A 19,769-nucleotide genomic window follows, 5' to 3' on the forward strand; every position below is an offset into this window, starting at 1 on the left:
GACCTGCGCCGCTGCCCGGCATTTGACCTGGATCAACGCTGCGAATCGTCGTCCTTCCAGGGCGCCGAGAGGTAGCGGGTGCGGTTGAAGGTCTCCAGCCAATCGGGGCAAAACACCACCAATGCGCTGATGACCATGCCGTTGATAAAGGCTTCGGGAAAGATGATCAGCCACAGGTAACCGACAAAATCCTCCAGCCATTGCGGCATCGCAAAAAGGCCGTCGAACCACAGCAGGCCCAGGCCGGCCAACAGGCACAGCAATGCCGACAGTGCGGCAGCAAAAAAGCCCGAACAGAAGATATACACAAAGGGGTTTCGCGGCTGCGCCCGCTCTACCAACAGCGCGCACCCTTCGGTGACCAGCACCGGCAGCACGATCAGGAGCAGGCCATTGACGCCAAGCGCGGCCAGATCCTGGCGCCCCAACAGCATCAAGCCAAGCTGGGCGGCAAAGCCACCGACGATTGCCAGCGGCCAATCGAGCAGCAAGGTCACGGCGGTCATGCCGATAAAGTGATAGGAAACACCGGTATCGAAATCCCGCCGCACCAGCCACAGCATGAACAGTGCGAACACCGTGCCGAACAGCAAATGCTGGCGCCGCCGGTCGGCAAACAGCTCCACCCAGGGCGAGCGCAGGATCGCCCATATCACCACGGGCGCATACACCAGCCAGCCGATACCGAGGGTCTGGGGTGCCAGAACCGCTGCACTGATCACGGACGCTCTGCCTTTACTAAAAAACTCATCACACACCTCGTCCCTGGCCTGTTTCACGTGAGCATTCTACACCCGCGTTTTAAGGCAAGACTTCCTGTGGTCATCATTTGAACGCTAAGCTGCGACTATGGATGACTCAGATTATTTGCGCCTGCTCACCGTAGCAGCCGAACAAGCCAACGCATTCCTGTCCAATGCCCGCAAGTGGGAGCGTGAGCGTTGGGTCTGCCAGCGCCTGCTGCAAGGCTTGAACGTGCCCTACCGTGTCGAAGAATTTCACGCGGCGGGCCAGGAGCCGCCCGACGTGTTGTTTCGCGACGCCAGCTTCGAGGTCTTTTTTGTGCTGGACGAGGGCCGTCGCCTGAACGACGAGTGGCGCGATGAGTTGCTGCGCAGGCGCAGTGCTTTCTCCCTGAGCCAACTGGTACGGCGCGAAGCCAAGCCACGGCGCATCCCCGCCCATGAGTTCCTGCTGCGCCTGGCCCCCACACTGCGTAAAAAAGCTCACAACTACAAAGAACGCGGCATGGACTTGGGGGAGCTGGACCTCATTGCGTTTACCAGCCTCAAGCGCGAAGTGCTGGACCTCAACAGCCATTTTCCGCCGCCGACCGAATACCTGCGCCAGGGCTGGCGCTCGCTATCGCTGGTGGGGCCGACATTCGCGCGGGTCCTGTTCGCCCATCCCGACGCGCCGGACTTCTTGCGCAACAACCTGGGCCGCAGCATAGTGTTTGATGTCGGCATCAGCCTGTGATGCCCCTGGCTGTAACGTGGCGCCCCTTTGCAACGTCTACCTGACGAGGCCTTTATGACCAGCCGCCTGAAACCCGATGACCAAGAGCGTGTCGAAGAGTACCTGCAACTCTCCCAGAACAGAGTCGAGCGCAAGCCTTTCCGGCCGTGGCTGCTCCTCTGCGTGGTGCTGGTAGTGGTGATCGGGCTCGGTGCGCTGAGCCGCCTATTGAGTTACCTGACGCTATGAGCCGCCTGGCGCTCGCGAGGGTAACTGCTCCGATTTCTTTTAGCCTTGCGAGATATCCCCATGACCCATCGTATTATTATCGTCGGCGGCGGTGCCGGCGGCCTGGAGTTGGCTACCCGCCTGGGTAAGACCCTGGGCAAGCGTGGCAAGGCCAGCATCACGCTGGTCGACACCAACCTGACCCACATCTGGAAGCCCTTGCTGCACGAAGTGGCTGCCGGCTCGCTGAATTCCTCGGAAGACGAACTCAACTACGTCGCCCAAGCCAAATGGAACCACTTCGAGTTCCAGCTGGGCCGTATGAGCGGGCTTGACCGTGAACAGAAGAAAATCCAGCTGGCCGCCACCCTCGACGAAGAAGGCCGCGAACTGGTGCCCGCCCGCGTGCTGGGCTACGACAGCCTGGTGATTGCGGTAGGCAGCACCACCAACGATTTCGGCACCGAGGGCGCGGCGCAACATTGCCTGTTCCTCGACACCCGCAAGCAGGCCGAGCGCTTCCACCAGCAACTGCTCAACCACTACCTGCGCGCCCATGCAGGCCAAACCGACGCCGTTGAACAGATCAGCGTCGCCATCGTCGGCGCCGGTGCCACCGGGGTTGAGCTGGCCGCCGAGCTGCATAACGCCGCCCATGAGCTGGCGGCTTATGGCCTGGACCGTATCAAGCCGGAAAACATGCACATCACCCTGATCGAAGCCGGCCCGCGGGTATTGCCTGCCCTGCCGGAGCGGATCGGTGGGCCAGTGCATAAGACCCTGGAGAAACTAGGGGTGACGGTACTGACCAACTCGGCAGTCAGTGAAGTAACCGCCGACGCCTTGATTACCAGCAGCGGCCAGGTGATCCCGGCTAGCCTCAAGGTCTGGGCGGCCGGTATTCGCGCACCTGGCTTCCTCAAGGACATCGACGGCCTGGAAACCAACCGCATCAACCAGCTGCAAGTCCTGCAAACCCTGCAAACCACCCGCGACGAAAACATCTTCGCCTTTGGTGATTGCGCCGCCTGCCCGCAGCCGGGCACCGACCGCAATGTACCGCCACGGGCCCAAGCCGCTCACCAGCAGGCGTCATTGCTGGCCAAATCGCTCAAGCTGCGGATTGAAGGCAAGGAGCTGCCGACCTACAAGTACACCGACTACGGCTCGCTGATCTCGCTGTCGCGCTTTTCCGCGGTGGGTAACCTGATGGGCAATTTGACGGGCAGTGTGATGCTGGAAGGCTGGCTGGCGCGGATGTTCTACGTGTCGCTGTACCGCATGCACCAGATGGCGCTGTATGGGTTCTTCCGCACGGCGATGCTGATGCTGGGCAGCAAGATCGGCCGCGGCACCGAGCCGCGCCTTAAATTGCATTAACAACGCATAACACCTGTGGGGGGCAAGTTAAGCGAATCTTGCCCCTTGTAGGAGCGAGCTTGCTCGCGAAAAACGTCAACGATAACGCGGGCTTTCTAAGTGAACGCGGCGCCTGTGAGTTTTTCGCGAGCAAGCTCGCTCCTACAACAACAGGCAAAAAAAATCCCCGTATCTTTCGATACGAGGATTTTTAATATGGTCGGGGTAGGGGGATTCGAACTCCCGACATCCTGCTCCCAAAGCAGGCGCGCTACCGGACTGCGCTATACCCCGGTAATAAAAAGGCGACCTTTCAGTCGCCTTCTTCGATCAGCGCTTTTGGCCTCTGATCTTAAGATTCGATTCCAGCCTGAACTGGTCTCAAAAATGGTGGGTCGTGTGGGATTCGAACCTACGACCAATTGGTTAAAAGACAATTGGTTTTAGTGCTTCATAGCCCAGGATCGTGTTCGCTACACATAGCTGTTTCCGTGGCCTCGCAGCCTCTAATGAACCCACATTAGAGGCTCCAAACCATGAAAATCTCTGCGGTCGTTTCGACCAAAGGCGGCGTAGGCAAAACTACCATCGAGGCCAACCTCGGCGCTTTTTGTGCGGATGCAGGCCTGCGCGTGCTCATGATCGACCTAGATCCTGCACAGCCTTCGCTCTCCTCGTATTACCAATTGGTCGATGAAGCTCAAGGAGGCATCTACGACCTGCTGGCATTCAATATCACCGAATCAGCCAAGATCATATCCAGCACCACGATACCAAACCTGTCGCTTGTCATTTCCAACGACATCAACAACCAACTGAACAGCCTGATCCTGCAAGCACCTGACGGACGGTTGCGACTCGCCAACCTGATGCCGGGCTTCAAAGATCATTTCGACCTGGTACTGATTGACACCCAAGGCGCCAGGTCGGCAATGCTCGAAATGGTGGTCCTAGCCTCTGATTTGGTCATATCCCCACTTCCGCCCAATATGCTCGCTGCACGGGAGTTCAGCCGGGGATCCATGCAGATGCTGGACGGCCTGCGCGCCTATGGGCGCCTGGGCATGAAAATCCCTCCTGTGCGGATCGTCGTCAACAATCTCGACCAAACCACCGACGCGCAAATGATCGAGCAGTCGGTACGGGAAATTTTCCAGGACAATGACGAAATCAACGTTCTGGAATGCGTCGTCCCCTCCGCAGTGGTGTTTCGTAACAGTTCATCCCTGGGCGTCCCAGTACACCGCTTGGAATACAGACAGCCTTCCAACCGCATATCCCCTGCAGCCCTTGTCGTGATCCGCCAATTGGCCATTGAGCTTTTTCCAGAATGGCGTGACCGCTTCGAGGCCATGACCGAGGAAAAGGTAGCTAACTTGGTGAGGGAGGGTCGTTGAAATGGCGAAGCCCTCCATTACCGACGCCCGCAGTATTACTGCAAACCTCATCCTAGAGGTTGGCAAGTACTACAGCGCTCAGCAATTGCGCAGCTTGCAAGCCAAGCTCAGTGGAACCGCACGAGAAATCCGAGCCCTGACAAGCGGTTACCAATTACCCGGTCGGATTGGCGCTCAGTTGAGCGTTGACCAGCTTCAGCTTTTGCAGGACGCCGCGAAGCTTATCGAGTCAGTGAACTCGAACATTAAGCACGCGAAGGAAAAGCGCGGCCGCGACGAAAACCAAGCCAAACGCCGTCAGCAAAGTCGATATGCCGAAGCCAAACGCCTGGTAGCTGAAACATATTTAGAACCCTTTGCTCCTGAGCCAACGGCTTTGGACCCTCTTCTAGATATTCTTAAAACAGCGCTGACGCTTAATCGAGCAGACGTTTTCAGGAATGGTTATTCCCCTAGGGAGTTCAATCTCAGGCTCCGTGATTACCTGTCGCCTGCCAGAACTCGAAAGCTCATTGGCTGGACCAGCCCAAGTGCTTTTTGGATAAGCACGGTTCTCTCTCTTCGTAATGACGTTGTGCAAGCTGTTGAGCAAGAGATTGCTTACGACGATGGGTCAAGTGTTCAAGACCGCCTTGATGCCCTGAAACAGAAGGTTGCGGACTGCCTTGCCCGGACTCACCTCTCTGCTGATGAGGAAGAAACACTTCGCCTGTGGTCAGAGGCGCTCTCCCCCCGCCTCCAACAGGAAGGGGGTGAATGATGGACAAGCAAAAAGTCCTCAGCAAGGTCGCCAAACTCATGGCGCTGGCCAAGTCACAAGGCGCTGCCCCAAACGAAGTGGAAATTGCACTTCGTCAAGCTCGCCATTTGATGAATCAGTACAACTTGGAACACACCGAAGTCGCTGCCCATACAATCGAAGAATCCATTGTGGGTACCAAAACCCGTCGGGCACCGCAGGATTGGCTGCACAACCTGGCCTCAATCTGTTCCCAAGCCTTCGATTGCAGCCACTTGGCGTATTTCAATCCGCTACTTGGCTGGTCCTTCAAGTTCTTGGGGAAAGGTATTTCACCCGATCTGGCAGCTCACACCTATTCAACGCTGCATCACCAGCTTGTCGCAGCCCGACGAGCTCATGTTGCCCAGCAGAAGCGCTGCCAACTGAAAACCAAACGTCACCGCGGCCAACTGTTTGCCGAGGGCTGGCTCAATGCCGTCGCCTCTAAGGTGAACCAGTTTGCAGGTGGGATAGACGAAAACACTGCGCTGGAGATCCAAGCCTACCTGGAATGGCATCATCCAAAACTAACGCTAGCCATTATCAAGCCCATCGAAGCCAAAGGTCATGACACCCGCTCTTTGCAAGCGGGATGGGACCAGGGCAAGCATGCCAGGCTGCATCGTGGTGTCGGACAGCAGTCACAAGGAGCCCTTGGGCATGGAGGGAGCCAATGAGAACTCATTCGCTTTCACCTTTGGCCATGGCGGCGCTGGAACAAGCCAGATCCCAACTTGGGCTTGCCCCGGTTCACAAACACCATGTTTGGAGTGAGGCAGAAGAGCGCTCGCTCATTGCCCGCTATCCCAATGAACCGACTCAGGTCCTAGCCGCCGAATTGGGGCTCAGCGTCTATCAGGTCTATGCCAAAGCCAAACGGCTGGGCTTGAGCAAAAGCGCCGAGTTTCTTCGCAGTAGTCTCTGTGGCCGGCTTGACGGCAAGTTGGGCGCAGAATTCCGCTTTCCCAAGGGATCCGTCCCATGGAATAAGGGCCTTAAGGGGCTCCCCTCCTCTGGCCGTATGACTCAGACGCAGTTTAAGGCCGGCAATAAACCGGGGAACTGGCTGCCTATTGGCAGCCTGCGCACAACTCCTGACGGTTATCAGCAGAAGAAAATCACCGATACCGGTTACCCACCCGTTGACTGGAAAGCCGTGCATGTACTGCTTTGGGAGGAGCATCACGGACCAGTCCCTATAAACATGTGCGTGTGCTTCAAGGACGGCAACAAGGCCCATATAGCCCTGAATAACCTGGAGTTGCTGACGAGAGCAGAACGTATGCGTCGGAACACCATTCATCGGTATCCGGAAGAGCTGAAATCCGCAATACGCGCTATCGGCAAACTCAAACGCACCATCCGGGAGGTTGAACATGAAGAACAAGATTGAAGATCTACGTAATCACCTGTTCGTCGCGATCGAGAGCCTCCTGGACCCAGAAAGACCAATGGAAATCGAACGGGCCAAAGCGGTTGCCGAGGTTGCTCAGGTCATGATCAATTCAGCGAAGGTTGAAGTCGACATGGTCAAAGCCCTGGGGGCACGCAACGGGAGTGGTTTTCTTCAGATAGGCCAGGAGTCTGGGAAATGAATCACCTTGACCTCTCACCTCCCTACTCCGTAGAGGCTGAACAAGGTGTGTTAGGTGGGCTACTGCTCGACAACAACACCTGGGATCTCGTCGCAGACAAACTGGATGCCTCTGATTTTTTCCGACACGACCATCGGTTGCTGTTCCGGACAATGGCAAGCCTTGCTGACAAGTCCATTCCGTTCGACATCGTCACCGTCCACAACGCGTTGGAGGAGCCAGACGAAGCCGGAGGGCTGAGCTATCTGGGCGAGCTGGCCAAAAACACGCCGTCTGTAGCCAACATCGAGCATTACGCATCCATCGTGCGTAATCGCTCTCGGCTCAGACAGCTCATGTCCCTTGGATACCAATGCTCTCGCGAGGCGACAGACCCGTTGGCAAGTGCGGAGGATGTTCAAGAATCAATTGAACAGCAACTGTTCGCTCTGGGTGAAGGCAAGAGCGCAACGGAATTCGTCAATATCAACCAATGCCTGACGAACGTCGTCGAACAAATAGACGAACATTTCAACGGCAATATCACCGTGACCGGCCTGCCTTCAGGCCTGGAGGACCTGGACGAGCTGACGTCGGGTTTTCAAAAAGCCGACCTGATCATCCTCGGCGCGCGCCCGTCTATGGGGAAGACCTCTCTGGCCTTGAACTTCATAGATACGGCTCTGCAGGCAAAGCTTGATCGTACAGTTCAGGTTTTCAGCATGGAAATGCCGGCCAAAGCACTGATGTATCGATTGATGGGCATCCTAGGCCATATCGATCTGGGCAGGCTATTGAAGGGCAAGCTCGATGATGATGATTGGCCGAAGCTGACTGCAGCGGTTTCTCGTATTAATGGCTATGGAGAGCGGCTGGTCATCGACGACTCATCAGCGCTCACGCCTGCAGTAATCAGAGCTAAATCTCGTCGAGCAGCTCGTCGCTTCGGACACCCGAGCTTGATCCTGATCGATTACCTGCAGCTCATGCGCTGCCCAGGTCAGGAAAACAGGGCCAACGAGATCAGCGCTATATCCCAGTCCCTCAAGGCCCTAGCGAAAGAGATGAATTGCCCGGTGGTTGCGCTTTCCCAGCTCAACCGAGAACTGGAGCGACGGCCAAATAAGCGTCCGATCAACGCAGACCTGCGTGATAGCGGTGCGATTGAACAGGACGCGGACCTGATTATGTTCGTCTACCGGGACGAGGTGTACCACCCTCAGAGCGAACACAAAGGCATTGCAGAAATCATTCTCGGCAAGGCGCGTAACGGCCCAACTGGGACCGTACGAACAGCCTTCATCGCCAATCAGACCCGGTTTGCCAACCTCAGTCCCAACGCCGGCTGGCAAGGGGCTCAACTATGAAAAAGCACACCTCAGCGATGAATACTCTCGTACGCATCACTCACTGGTGCCTTCAATGCGATAGCCACCACCCGAAACATCAAGTGAGTGGCGCTCCAGCCTTACCCGGCGGTGAAGTGGACGAGCTTATTTGCCCTACTTGCAATAGCTATGACATCGAGGAGCTTCAGGAGGTGTCGGATGCACAGTAGCGCCGAGCTATTTCCTAGTATCCATGCCGGTGCCGTGTTCGAAGCCTCTGCTGTGGCTCATGCCCATAAATCTGGGATCAACCCGGTGGAGCTCGACGCATTAGCTCAAGCGATCGGCCGCCTTGCTCGTGACCACAGCACCGTGGTCCCAATGAGCATGCGTGAGGATCTGTTGGAGTTTGAGAAGCTCGGCTACGTCGAGCTGACCAACACGCCCAGCGCAACAATTACCGTTGAACTGCTCTGTGCGGGCGCCTTGCTATCCAGCTACTTCTGGTCGGTTTGGGTGCCCCGCTACCTCCAGTGCTGCTCGCTGAAAGTGGCCGTCATGTCTCACCTGCAACACCCCGCGGAAGTTCAGCACTGCAGCGTGGTGTTCCGCGTGCCTGGAGCACGTGAGGCTACGCGTCACTTTTTGCATGAGCTCGGTACCAAGTTTCCTGGCGATCAGGCTGAAATCATCGCGATCCAGACCGGTAACGTTCTGGCAGACAGGGATGCAGAGCTATGACCACCAATCTCCTACGCGGAAAAAGCGAGAGCCTTCGTGTACTCGTGAAGTTTGCTGAAGCGAATGGCTGGACGGTGTCTCGCACTCAAGGTGGCCATATCAAGTTCACGAAATCTGGCCTTGGATCGATTTACACCTCATCAACCGCAAGCGATTACCGCTCAGGCCTCAACGCCAAAGCCCGTATTCGTCGTGCTGATCGAGCTCAAACCCTACACTCGCAGGAGGCAATCTAATGCCTATCCGTCATTGCATCGTCCACCTGATCGACAAAAAACCCGATGGCACACCTGCTGTTCTCCAGGCACGCGATTCGGAGCTATCCGAATCGGTCGCCATCGAGAACATGCTTGCCGACCTCAACGAGAGCTATAACGCCAAACAAGGCAAGGCCTGGGGTTTCTTCCATGCCGAGTCCGGCGCGCACCCGTTTAGCGGCTGGTTAAAGCAGTACTTTGAAGGTGACCAGGACTTCACCGCCTTCAGCCACACGGCGGTCGAGCATCTGCAAAAGCTGATGGAAGAGTCCAACCTCTCCACCGGTGGCCACGTACTGTTTGCCCATTACCAGCAAGGCATGACCGACTACCTAACTGTCGCCCTGCTCCACCACAGTGAAGGCGTGGTGGTTACTGACGATCTGGACGTCACTCCTTCACGCCACCTGGACGTTGGCCAGTTGCACCTGGCAGCGCGTATCAACTTGTCCGAGTGGCAGAACAACAAGCAATCCAAGCAGTACATCTCGTACATCAAAGGCAAAAACGGTAAGAAGATCTCGGGGTATTTCAGCGACTTCATTGGCTGCATGGAAGGCGTCGACGGCCCGGGCGAAACCCGCGCCCTCCTCAAGGCGTTCAGCGACTTCGTTGAAAACGAAGACCTGCCAGACGAATCGGCCCGCGAGAAAACCAAGGCCCTGGTGGACTACGCCACCAGCCAGGCCAAGCTCGGTGAACCCATGGGCCTGGAGGAACTGTCAGGCTTGATCGATGAAGATCGCCCCAAGGCGTTCTACGACCATATCCGCAATAAGGACTACGGCCTGTCGCCGGAAATCCCCCTGGATAAACGCACTCTCAACCAATTCCGTCGGTTCACCGGCCGTGCCGAAGGCTTGTCCATCAGTTTTGAAGCGCATCTGCTAGGGGACAAGATCGAGTACGACGAGGCGTCCAATTCATTAGTCATCAAGGGGTTACCTACCCAACTCACTGATCAGTTGAAACGTCGCTGAACACACTTTCTACCCTAGGCATCGGAGCCCACCATGAGTAACAAACCACAGCGTCTGCATGAAGAAAAATTCGTTATTCGCCTGCCCGACGGGATGCGCGAACGCATCGCGTTGGAAGCACGTGAAAACGCCAGGTCGATGAACTCAGAAATTGTTTATCGGCTGGAGACAACTGCCGAACTTGAAGCTGCTCTGGATCGTGCTTTGAAAATCATTGACCAGCTTTTGGCGGCAAGCCCGGCTTATGAGCAGCCAGGAGCCAGAGTATGAAAGCGTCTTTGGCCCAAACCATGAAAGATAAGCTGTTGCTGCCGGCGTTTGAATCGAAGTCGCCGGTGGCAGCGCGAATGAGCGACCCCATCGTCGATACCCCCATGCTGTTGACTCTCGACGAAACGCTGCCGTATGACGAAAACCCAAGGACGACTCGTAACCCGAAGTACGATGAAATTAAAGAGTCGATACGAAATCGGGGACTCGATACGCCACCTCCCGTCACTCGTAAACCTGGGGAAGATAAGTACCGGATCCGCAACGGCGGCAACACTCGCCTGGCAATTTTAAACGAGTTGTATCGTGAGACCGGCGACGAGAAGTACTTCAAGTTTCACTGCCTATTTCGACCCTGGGACGCCGTTCGGGGCGAAATCATCTCGCTCACCGGCCACTTGGCTGAAAACGACCTCCAAGGCCAGCTCCTGTTCATTGAGCGGGCTATTGGGGTCGACAAAGCGAGAGCGCTGTATGAAACAGAGGCAGGGGAGTCTATCTCATTACGTGAGCTTTCACGGCGGCTGTCAGCGGATGGCTACCCGGTCTCCGCGTCTCACTTGAGTCGTATGCACGACACCATTCGGTACTTACTGCCAGCAATTCCAGGCGCGCTGTACTCTGGACTGGGAGTAGACAGAATCATAAAGCTTCTGTCTTTGCGCAAAACAGCTCTTCAGTGCTGGGATCGCAATTATCAAGAGCAGGAGCAGCACCTTGATTTCGATACGCTTTTCCAAGATGTACTGTCCCAGTTTGAGGGCGACGCTGAAGAATTTCTATTCCAGCGATTTCAGGACGAACTGATAGATCACCTTAAAAAGCCGCTGAACCTCGGCTACGAGCAAATACTGTTGGAAATCACTCAGAACCAGGACCAATTGCGCCGGTCTACGCCGGTTCTTGAGCTGCCACAGTACCCTGCATCGCAATTTGAGGGGGGGACTCAACTTAACGTTTCGAACAATGGCATTGAGGCTAATCAGAACCCTCTACAACTACCCCCTACTACTTCGGGGGGCAGCACACATAAGACGACGCCCTCCAAAGAGAGTCCTTCACCTCAAGGGGTGCAACAGCAACTGGCCCCAACTCCGCAGGAGCAAATGAGCCCACAAGAGCGCCAAGCACGTATCGATGGGCACGTTGCGAGCCCTGTGAAGACTTCTCCCAGAGTCGACAAGATGAAACGGGAGCTCGCTGCGCTTGACGGTGAGGTCTTGCCCGACTTCGCCTCCAATGCCTTGGTGGCCATCCCTGTTCAAGCTGGCGGACTCAATCCCATTTCTGACCTTTGGTACATCGAACGCGAAATAGACAATACCGCGACCCTGCGTCAGCACATCGCTCAATTGGCTCGCGAAATAGCCAGCTCGGTCAAAGCCCCAGGTCAATTTATCGATATCGATGGTGGCGTCGGGTTCAGCTACCGACACCCCGAAGCGGAAGTCGAAATTACTGCCACAGCCCAACATACCTTGACGCTGCTCCAGTCTTTGAGCGGCTCGATGGCCATCGTACTGAAAATGATTCAGCAGCAACCCAAGCTTCAAATCGACGCGTTGGCTGACTTTGAGTTCGCAGCCGGACTGGGCCAGATCTTACTGGGCCAGCCTCACACAAAAGATCAGCCCCCTGAAAGTGAATGCCGTCTCAGCGACGGCGCTCTAGTGAAGCTGTTCCGCATTATTCGTCTCGCAAGACGTTTGATTGACCTGGAAATCCAGTCAGTCGCCAACAACGGTCCGAATTCAGCCAGTTAACACACGGACTCTACAAGGGGGAGTCGTCATGTCCAAGACACCAATAAATGAAGCAATCCTGTCACAGGTGCTTCATCACATGCGTAATGGCCAACTTCGGCGCTGCATCGAAATGGGCCTGGAGCCAGAGATATTGGCTCAGCTCCAACAACCTTCAGTACTGAGCTTGCTGCTTAACACTCCCGTGTCTTGGTGCAACGTCACCATTGATGGGGACATGGTAAAAAAACTACTGTCAGGCGCGCAGCGTTCTGATGAAGAAGTGCGCATGATTGAACGTGCGCTGCGACTTGGCGCGACCACTCAAATGCTGCAACAGTTCTTCGGGCTGTCTCCGCAGGATGTGGCCCTTCAACGCCTAATGATCGGCGTGACGGCACGTCGTGGCCGTTGGCGCGAATTCAGTGAGGAGATGGACGCTCAGCTTTGGTACCGATGGACGCACCTAATGCAAGAGCATCAGGTAGAGCTTGGCGACAGTCTCGCGTTGCTGGACATCGCCATGTTGGTCGCCGAGGAACTCAATGCTCCACAGGATACTAGCCCAGATGAGACCCACGAAAACCTCAGCCTGGCCATCATCTGGCATCGCATTCAGTCCTGGATAAAGGAAGGGCTTTACCCTCCTGCAAACCCTGGCCTTCCGAGAAGGCTACAGCTTGTGTCTTCTCAACGACTTGCACAGCCTGCAGCGACATCGGTGGAAGGTGACTCTGTATTATGAGGTTGTCTCGGCTTCCCTTGTCGACGCTTTTAGACTCGGCCTCGGGTCACCTTGAAGCTCATTTGCTTCAGAAAAAAGAGTCGGCGCCTCCGGGGATTGAAGGGTCTTCCCCCTACTCCGGAATTATTTTCAGCGGGAACCCACACGAAACGGTTCCTCGCCGATTGCTTTTGGATGATCGCTTAACCCCGCTTGAAAGAAACACCTGGCAGGTATTTCGCCTACTGATCAATGACGACGGCCTTACGGCGTTCCCTACCTATGACCAACTGCGGCCATATTTGGGTATGCAACCCGGTAGGCCTGCCTCGCGTGAAACTGTATCAAAAGCATTAGTGACCTTACGTCTCACCCGTTGGCTTAGCCTGGGGCGACGGGTGCGCAATGATCTGAGTGGACAAGTGCAAGGCAACGTCTACCTGCTTCACGACGAACCGGTCACACCGGCCGAAGCTATAGAGTTCGACAAGGACTACTTGCAGCTACTCGCGCAGTCAATGCAGCACCAGACCAAGGTGATTCGCGAAGTGGCAGAAATTGCCTGGAAGGAATTTGCAGCTGATCCTGATGTTGGCCAACGCTTACCTAGCAGGCTGGACATCATCGAATCCCGCATGAATAGCCAGGCCTGGACCAAAGCGCAGGCTCCAGTCGTTCTTAAAGCGACTGAGTTCGGAATCCGAACTCAGCAAAATATAGCTCTATCTCCACTGAGTTCGGATACCGAACTCAGTGAAAAAGGCGAAGAGCGAATCGCTTTGGAGCAGAGTTCGGATGCCGAACTCAGCCGTAAATCACTGAGTTCGGACTTAGTTCGGCATCCGAACTCATATAGTACGTATACAGATACACACAAAGATGTTTGTAAAAGCTCTGTACATGTACCGCCCACACCAAACGACATCGCTGCCGATTTGCTCGGTGCACTGCATCGACTACCGGTCGAGCAAAAACAGAACGCGGTCCTGGCGCTGCAAAAGGTTCCAGCAGAGTTGAAAACCGCGCTCATCAAACAATGGGTCCACCGCTGTGACTCGGGAGGGGTCCGAAACCCGCTTGGATACTTAATGACGCTCGTCGGCATGGCCGTTCGCGGCGATTTCAACAGCCAATGGAACCCTGACGACAAGGCAAAAGCGAGCCCCGAGCGTCAAGACGCTTCAGCCCCGCCAGAGGGCGCAGAGCAGCCGACGAAGACGCTAACGCAGACGCGTAGCCCTGAGTCGATACAAACCGCAAAACACACACTCAGCGGAATGCTGCATCTGCTGAAGCCTAATCGGGGTACACATCCATGATGTCAGGTGGACAACCAGAATATCGTGGTAACGCGGCCCAGAGCGAAGCGGTCGTGACCGGAATCTGTGCCAGCTACACAGCAAGTGTTGCGGCCCGCAACACCCTGACAGGAACCGAAATACGCCGCGGCCGCCACGCAAGTGACTCGGCCCAAATCACTTGCCCAGGATCCGGCATTCGTGCCAGCGACACGGCAAGTGTTGTGGCCCACAACACCCTGACAGCATCCGGCACCGGAGGTGGCCGCCATATAAGTGGTGCGGCCCGCACCACCTTGGCAGGATCCGGCATCCGTGCCGGCGACATGGCAAGTGTTGTGGCCCACAACACCCTGACAGCATCCGGCACCGGAGGTGGCCGCCATATAAGTGGTGCGGCCCGCACCACCTTGGCAGGATCCGGCATCCGTGCCGGCGACACGGCAAGTGTTGTGGCCCACAACACCCTGACAGCATCCGGCACCGGAGGTGGCAGCCATATAAGTGGTGCGGCCCGCACCACCTTGGCAGGATCCGGCATCCGTGCCGGCGACATGGCAAGTGTTGTGGCCCACAACACCCTGACAGCATCCGGCACCGGAGGTGGCAGCCATATAAGTGGTGCGGCCCGCACCACCTTGGCAGGATCCGGCATCCGTGCCGGCGACATGGCAAGTGTTGTGGCCCACAACACCCTGACAGCATCCGGCACCGGAGGTGGCCGCCACGCAAGGGATTCGGTCCGCACCGGCGAGTTTCAGCTCTTCCTATATAGAAGCCTCAACAAATCCCCTTCCATCGGGCTACGTATTTAATGCTGCGTCTCCTATAGCCAAATTGCAGCATGGGTACGTCAATCCTCTTCCCAAGGAAACACTGCACCATGGCTGATAACTTCCGGCTCAACATCGGTTCACTGCGCAGCGATGTGAAGCTCACCCTTCACACTCACCACGCCGCTCGTATATGGATGGGGCGCCCTAAAAATGACCTCAAAGCCGGCATCATTGGTCTGTCAGGGTTCTGCACTGTCGTCAATCGAATGTCTCGAGGCGCCCAACAGGATGATCCCTACTCTGACTGGTGGATGATCCTCCTCGAGGAAAAGATCAACGATTCCAAGGAAGCGTTAAAGACCATCGAAGATCGCCTGGACACAGCCATGGCCTCTCTTCCACCGGCCATCAGCATTAGCGAAAACCTCTCGATCCAGCCTGTCAGCCTCCCGCTGTACATCTCCAATCCCCTGGGATTTCAGGCTGTGTACCTGCTGACGAACTACGACGAAATTGTCAGACGCATTCTGTTGGCCCAGCACGTTGGCCTTGTCGGGCGCCACGATATGGAAACCTGGATCGACGAAGGCGCAGCGGTACTGCGGAGACTGTTTGGTCTGGCCCAGATCTATAAGTACTCAGGCGCTGCCCGCGACGACTTCGCTGCAAACAATGCCAAGGCTGAAGCAGCCCGCAAAATGTACGAGCGGTACGGTGAGCTGCCACAAGACATCCTGGAAGGCACCCGCCGTTCGAATTTCGCGCCACCGATCATCCGCGGTCAGCAGCAAACCGAGACGGATGATCATCTCGATGACCCCGTTGAGGGTTAAAGAGCATGGGCCAGATTCCCTCCAATGATGGGTCGCTGCAACAGACCGCCTTCCGGCCACTGCAACAGGAAGCCTTTCAGCGACTGCAACAGGCTGCCTCACTAAAGGGCCTTTTAAAGCCTTTTAAAGGTAAGGGGGAGCTGACCCAATTTGCCGATCTTTGCCGAGCTCAAGAATCGGACTTAAAAGCTCTTGCCCAGGAAGTGCTGAGCCAGGCCCGCCGATATCCATTCACCCTAGTTCCAGTGCGGTTGACTGAGCAGAACACCCAAGCCGGCACCCAGTTTTTGAGATGGCAGCAGGTGACAGATCGGCGGATGGGCGTAGGGGTTTGGGCAGAAATGATGGGCTCACCCAGAACACCGGAATCCATGCTGCAGGATCTTTACGTGATGGAGCTGCAGCGCATCACCTTGAATATGCAAATGAGTTTGCTGCACTCGATCACCAAACAGGCCGCCGAGTGCGCAGAAAAAATGGGCCAGGCAGAGGCCGTGTATACCGCTCGCCTGCAGCAGCTCAACAACCCAACGCAACACCAATAACCTCGGAGAATACTCATGGGCACGCCCGTACAAGGCTGGGAAGGCAATATCGGTTCTGCACCGGAATTCAAAGAATTCCCCAACGGCAATAAAGACCCACGTCGACTCATGCGAGCCAACGTTTACTTCGACAATTCGATTCCGGATGGCAAAGGCGGCTACGAAGATCGTGGCGGTTTTTGGGCGAATGTGGAGTGGTGGCACAAGGACGCCGAGCATTATTCGCAACTGTTCCAGAAAGGTATGCGAGTGCTGGTTTCCGGTCGCGCCGTTATGGACCGTTGGAAGAACGACGATGGCGAATTCGAAGCTTTGAAAATCCAGGCCAGCCGGGTCGGCATGCTGCCACACCGCGTGACCATGGTGAATCTGGCGCCTTCGCAAAACCAGAATTCGCAACAGTCCAACAGACCCGAATCGCGGCCGCAGCCAGCTCCAGGCCCGGATGAATATCCAGATACCGATCCACCGCAATTCTGAAAACAGGGGCTTAATTTTTCGGCCCATTCGTGTAGCTGTCGGTGTTGGGGGAAACAGCTCATCGTTTCCCCCGACCTCATTAGAGAACCACTACAAATTAGGACGTGCCGATGGATGAAGTTTTGAGGGACCCAACAGGGTACGTTGTCATTGGCGCAGAGCACCCAGCTTTAGGCCGTGTTTACTGGGCTTACTTTGATGAAAGCGAGGTGAATGCTCCGGACTACTACGGGCTCACCCTGGACATAAACCGAGCATCATGGGCTCCAGTTGGGTGGCGAACGGGAGAGTATCTGATGGGGGGCCGTGGAGAGACAGACCTTGATACCTGGCAAGCCCGCCGATTTATCAACACCTTGCTCGATGAATACCGCTTAGATACTGAATACCGCGTCGACTTTGACGACGACGACGAAATGACTGAACACTTATACGGCAAGCTGGAACAACTACGTGTTCAAAGCGGACAATCCACTCAGGACTTCATCGCGTGGATCAGAGTTGCGAACTGGACGGACGAGCCAGCTTCGAATTGACATCAAACCGCCAATTGGTTGGCAAAAAATCGCGCCATTCGTTAACTTTCAGGTTGAGTCACACTTCCATTCGGCTATCTCAAGCACAGAAGTTTAAAACTTCCGTTTTTGATGCAAAAAAATGCGCTATTCGTGATGTTACTGTCTGATAGATCTGTTCTTCGGGGACCGATAGCCAATGGCGCAATCTCGAACTTCTTTGAAACCAGCAGATAGGCGGCAATTCAATAACCCCCATACTGCCGTTCAAATAGCCGGTGCTGACGCCGCCCGAAAAGGGCTACGGGTGTATGACTGCCCTTACCACCATCCTGCGATGCGCGCGTCGTGGCTAAAGGGCTTTGCCCAGGAACAGCAGCTGACGCTGGACCTCTAGCCGCTAAAAGCCTCCCGTTGTGCATTGACCATTTCCCATTGAAGCCTTACCTGCCATGACGTGACAGTCCCGCTCTGCATAATTGAGAAGGGGCACACCGTGAAGCTATTGATCATCGAGGCACCTGGGAAGCTGAAAAAGCTTCAGCCAATGATGAAGAAACTGCGCCCAGGCGAACACTGGTTGGTTGTCGCCAGTGGTGGGCACATACGTGACTTGCCCGCCAGAGGGCAGGACGACAGCATGATCACCACAGGCGTCCGCAAAAATTACACACCGGTGTACGAGATCCTGGATAAGAGCGCCAAGGCCGTGCGGACCATCAAGGCCGCAGCTAAACAGGCCGATGAAATCTACCTCGCAACCGATCCGGATCGCGAAGGTGAAAGCATCAGCTGGCACATCCAGCAGGTACTGGCGGTCAAATCCTACAAACGCATCACCTTCAATGAAATCACCCTGAAGCGTGTCGCAGAGGCTCTAGCCAATCCTCGCCAAATCGATTTGAACAGAGTCGCGTCACAAGAATGCCGGCGTGTACTTGATCGTTTGGTGGGTTACCTGGTGACTCAGGAGCTACGCCGACTGATGGGCAAGCCCACCTCTGCAGGCCGCGTGCAATCGCCTGCCGTATACCTGGTGGTTTTGCGCGAGCGCGAGATCCGCAACTTTCAGGTAATCAACCACTTCGGTGTGCGTCTGAACTTTGTGGATATGAATCAGGGCACCACCTGGTATGCAGACTGGCAACCGGTACCGGATTTCGCGAGCAAAGACTTTCCTTACGTTCAAGATGCCAACCTGGCCCGACTCGTCGCCGGCACACGTAATGTCGTCGTCGAGTCCTGTGAAGACCGCAAGGCCGAGCGCCACCCACCCGCGCCCTTCATCTCTTCCACCCTTCAACAAGCAGCCAGCAACGCCTTGAAATGGGACCCGGACAAGACCATGCAAGTCGCCCAGCGATTGTATGAACAAGGCGTGATCACCTACCACAGGACGGATAATCCCAACGTACCAGACGAGGCCATGGAGGATATTAGAACCGTAGCTAGATCTATCGGATTGAAGACCGTCGACGAGCGACGTACATTCAAGGCCGCCGAAGGCGCGCAGGAAGGCCACCCCGCTATTACCCCGACGCATTGGGCTGATACAAAAGCTGGTGAGAACGACGAGGAACTCGCCCTGTACAAGTTGATTTGGGTCCGGGCGCTGGCCAGCCAGATCGAAGCGGCGGTATTCGACGTGCGTGCTGTAAAACTGCTCGCGGTTGGCCCAAATGGTAAGGCTTTGCGATTCAATGCAACTGGTGAAACCCTTTTTCATCCTGGGTGGCGGAAACTGCTCAAGGGCGATGACACAGACGATGAGGAAGATGGAGCAGCGAGCAACCCAGTTCCTGCACTCACACCAAAACAGATCATCTCTGTGCACAACGGAGAACTGCTGAAGAAGAAAACTCAGCCGCCATCCCGCTACACCAAGGCCAGTCTAATCAAAGAAATGGAGCGCCGCGGTATTGGTCGTCCCAGCACGTTCGCCTCGATCTTGAAGAACATCACCAGCAAAGGAATGATTGAGGAAAAAAGCCGCAAGCTGGTACCGGCGCCGCTGGGGGAGGAAACAATCGCGAAGCTGGAAGGGTTCTACAGTTTCGTGGAGCTCGATTTTACGAGGGAGCTGGAGCGGGATTTGGACAAAGTCGCCCAGGGCCAAGACACCTATGGAGCTGTCGTTGCGCGTCTGCATAGACGCCTGGAAGAGGAACTGTCTCAGCAACGTGGAATGCCGAGTGTGCCGATGGCGTCCGCTCCACGCCCAGCCACAGCAGGTGGCGCTTTCAACTGTCCCAAGTGCAATCAACCCCTCGCAAGGCGACAAAAAAAAGGGGGCGGTGGCTATGACTTTTGGGGTTGCACAGGCTTCAAATCGAATGGATGCAAGGTGAGTTTTCCAAACTTGAATGGCAAACCAGATCTCAATAAACCCAGAGGGGTGTGACTTCTGCCATTGCCGATATAAATCACCGACAACGCCGTTACGCATTAACCCTAGAAGCCCACCATTCCTATACCTGACAGTC

The 19,769-nt window shown here is 55.8% G+C and carries 24 protein-coding genes and 1 tRNA gene; 23 read left to right on the forward strand and 2 right to left on the reverse strand.

Annotation, left to right across the window (positions count from 1 at the left end):
* Positions 1–32 precede the first annotated feature (32 nt).
* Positions 33–722 (reverse strand): energy-coupling factor ABC transporter permease, encoded by a 690-nt coding sequence (locus PSH76_RS23620; RefSeq protein WP_138761276.1) that lies wholly within the window; start codon positions 720–722, stop codon positions 33–35.
* Between the two features lie 127 nt (positions 723–849).
* On the opposite strand from PSH76_RS23620, the gene PSH76_RS23625 reads away from it, so the two are divergent.
* Genes PSH76_RS23625 through PSH76_RS23635 form a run of 3 tightly spaced genes read left to right on the forward strand, consistent with a single transcriptional unit; the run spans position 850 to position 3,066 of the window.
* Positions 850–1,479: a DUF1780 domain-containing protein gene (locus PSH76_RS23625; protein ID WP_003188431.1), complete on the forward strand. Its 630-nt coding sequence runs from the start codon at positions 850–852 to the stop codon at positions 1,477–1,479.
* 54 nt (positions 1,480–1,533) lie between these two features.
* The gene (locus tag PSH76_RS23630) at positions 1,534–1,707 is read left to right on the forward strand and encodes a DUF3094 family protein (protein ID WP_032893628.1); all 174 of its coding nucleotides are present in this window, start codon (positions 1,534–1,536) and stop codon (positions 1,705–1,707) included.
* A 60-nt stretch (positions 1,708–1,767) separates the two neighbouring features.
* Entirely contained in the window at positions 1,768–3,066 is a 1,299-nt protein-coding gene (locus PSH76_RS23635) for an NAD(P)/FAD-dependent oxidoreductase (RefSeq protein ID WP_014716868.1), read from the forward strand.
* A 196-nt stretch (positions 3,067–3,262) separates the two neighbouring features.
* Here the strand turns inward: PSH76_RS23635 and PSH76_RS23645 are convergent.
* Positions 3,263–3,339 (reverse strand) — tRNA-Pro (locus tag PSH76_RS23645).
* A 242-nt stretch (positions 3,340–3,581) separates the two neighbouring features.
* Here PSH76_RS23645 and PSH76_RS23650 point away from each other — a divergent pair.
* The 20 genes from PSH76_RS23650 (at position 3,582) to topA (ending at position 19,687) form a co-directional block, all read left to right on the forward strand.
* Entirely contained in the window at positions 3,582–4,442 is an 861-nt protein-coding gene (locus PSH76_RS23650; protein WP_008437313.1) for a ParA family protein, read from the forward strand.
* Position 4,443: 1 nt separating this feature from the next.
* A complete protein-coding gene (locus tag PSH76_RS23655) occupies positions 4,444–5,202 on the forward strand; it encodes a hypothetical protein (protein ID WP_008437314.1) in 759 nt (252 codons plus the stop codon).
* A complete protein-coding gene (locus PSH76_RS23660) occupies positions 5,199–5,900 on the forward strand; it encodes a DUF2786 domain-containing protein (protein WP_008437315.1) in 702 nt (233 codons plus the stop codon). Before PSH76_RS23655 ends, PSH76_RS23660 begins: the two co-directional genes overlap by 4 nt.
* Positions 5,897–6,616: an HNH endonuclease signature motif containing protein gene (locus PSH76_RS23665; protein WP_020301295.1), complete on the forward strand. Its 720-nt coding sequence runs from the start codon at positions 5,897–5,899 to the stop codon at positions 6,614–6,616. The genes PSH76_RS23660 and PSH76_RS23665 overlap by 4 nt, the downstream gene beginning before the upstream one ends.
* A complete protein-coding gene (locus PSH76_RS23670; protein ID WP_008437317.1) occupies positions 6,600–6,818 on the forward strand; it encodes a hypothetical protein in 219 nt (72 codons plus the stop codon). Before PSH76_RS23665 ends, PSH76_RS23670 begins: the two co-directional genes overlap by 17 nt.
* Positions 6,815–8,164, forward strand: a complete 1,350-nt coding sequence (gene dnaB, locus PSH76_RS23675; protein WP_044275348.1) for a replicative DNA helicase — start codon at positions 6,815–6,817, stop codon at positions 8,162–8,164. The genes PSH76_RS23670 and dnaB overlap by 4 nt, the downstream gene beginning before the upstream one ends.
* A 180-nt stretch (positions 8,165–8,344) precedes the next feature.
* Positions 8,345–8,866, forward strand: a complete 522-nt coding sequence (locus PSH76_RS23680) for a hypothetical protein (RefSeq protein ID WP_008437321.1) — start codon at positions 8,345–8,347, stop codon at positions 8,864–8,866.
* Positions 8,863–9,102, forward strand: coding sequence for a type II toxin-antitoxin system HicA family toxin (locus PSH76_RS23685; RefSeq protein ID WP_008437325.1), 240 nt, complete (start codon positions 8,863–8,865; stop codon positions 9,100–9,102). Before PSH76_RS23680 ends, PSH76_RS23685 begins: the two co-directional genes overlap by 4 nt.
* A complete protein-coding gene (yejK, locus tag PSH76_RS23690; protein ID WP_008437326.1) occupies positions 9,102–10,103 on the forward strand; it encodes a nucleoid-associated protein YejK in 1,002 nt (333 codons plus the stop codon). Before PSH76_RS23685 ends, yejK begins: the two co-directional genes overlap by 1 nt.
* Positions 10,104–10,136: 33 nt before the next feature.
* On the forward strand, positions 10,137–10,373 hold the full coding sequence (locus PSH76_RS23695) for an Arc family DNA-binding protein (protein WP_008437327.1): 237 nt from the start codon (positions 10,137–10,139) through the stop codon (positions 10,371–10,373).
* Entirely contained in the window at positions 10,370–12,136 is a 1,767-nt protein-coding gene (locus PSH76_RS23700; protein WP_008437328.1) for a ParB family protein, read from the forward strand. Before PSH76_RS23695 ends, PSH76_RS23700 begins: the two co-directional genes overlap by 4 nt.
* Before the next feature lie 28 nt (positions 12,137–12,164).
* Complete coding sequence (locus PSH76_RS23705; protein ID WP_008437329.1) at positions 12,165–12,860, forward strand: DUF2857 domain-containing protein; 696 nt, start codon at positions 12,165–12,167, stop codon at positions 12,858–12,860.
* Positions 12,857–14,158, forward strand: coding sequence for an STY4528 family pathogenicity island replication protein (locus PSH76_RS23710; protein WP_019816979.1), 1,302 nt, complete (start codon positions 12,857–12,859; stop codon positions 14,156–14,158). The genes PSH76_RS23705 and PSH76_RS23710 overlap by 4 nt, the downstream gene beginning before the upstream one ends.
* 203 nt (positions 14,159–14,361) lie before the next feature.
* Positions 14,362–14,952 (forward strand): hypothetical protein, encoded by a 591-nt coding sequence (locus PSH76_RS23715; protein ID WP_124356005.1) that lies wholly within the window; start codon positions 14,362–14,364, stop codon positions 14,950–14,952.
* A gap of 68 nt (positions 14,953–15,020) precedes the next feature.
* Positions 15,021–15,746, forward strand: coding sequence for a PFL_4669 family integrating conjugative element protein (locus PSH76_RS23720; protein ID WP_008437331.1), 726 nt, complete (start codon positions 15,021–15,023; stop codon positions 15,744–15,746).
* 5 nt (positions 15,747–15,751) lie between these two features.
* Entirely contained in the window at positions 15,752–16,291 is a 540-nt protein-coding gene (locus PSH76_RS23725; protein WP_008437334.1) for a DUF3158 family protein, read from the forward strand.
* Positions 16,292–16,306: 15 nt separating this feature from the next.
* Entirely contained in the window at positions 16,307–16,771 is a 465-nt protein-coding gene (locus PSH76_RS23730) for a single-stranded DNA-binding protein (RefSeq protein WP_008437336.1), read from the forward strand.
* 110 nt (positions 16,772–16,881) lie between these two features.
* Positions 16,882–17,307 carry a hypothetical protein gene (locus PSH76_RS23735; protein WP_008437339.1) on the forward strand — a complete coding sequence of 142 codons (426 nt, stop codon included), beginning with the start codon at positions 16,882–16,884 and terminating at the stop codon, positions 17,305–17,307.
* A gap of 178 nt (positions 17,308–17,485) precedes the next feature.
* Positions 17,486–17,683, forward strand: a complete 198-nt coding sequence (locus tag PSH76_RS23740; protein WP_073845721.1) for a CrpP family ICE-associated protein — start codon at positions 17,486–17,488, stop codon at positions 17,681–17,683.
* Between the two features lie 99 nt (positions 17,684–17,782).
* Positions 17,783–19,687 carry a type I DNA topoisomerase gene (topA, locus tag PSH76_RS23745; RefSeq protein WP_008437341.1) on the forward strand — a complete coding sequence of 635 codons (1,905 nt, stop codon included), beginning with the start codon at positions 17,783–17,785 and terminating at the stop codon, positions 19,685–19,687.
* The last annotated feature ends 82 nt before the right edge of the window (positions 19,688–19,769 follow it).

Origin of the sequence: Pseudomonas sp. FP215, assembly GCF_030687795.1 — a bacterium.
In the GTDB taxonomy this organism is placed as follows: Bacteria; Pseudomonadota; Gammaproteobacteria; order Pseudomonadales; family Pseudomonadaceae; genus Aquipseudomonas; species Aquipseudomonas salmasensis.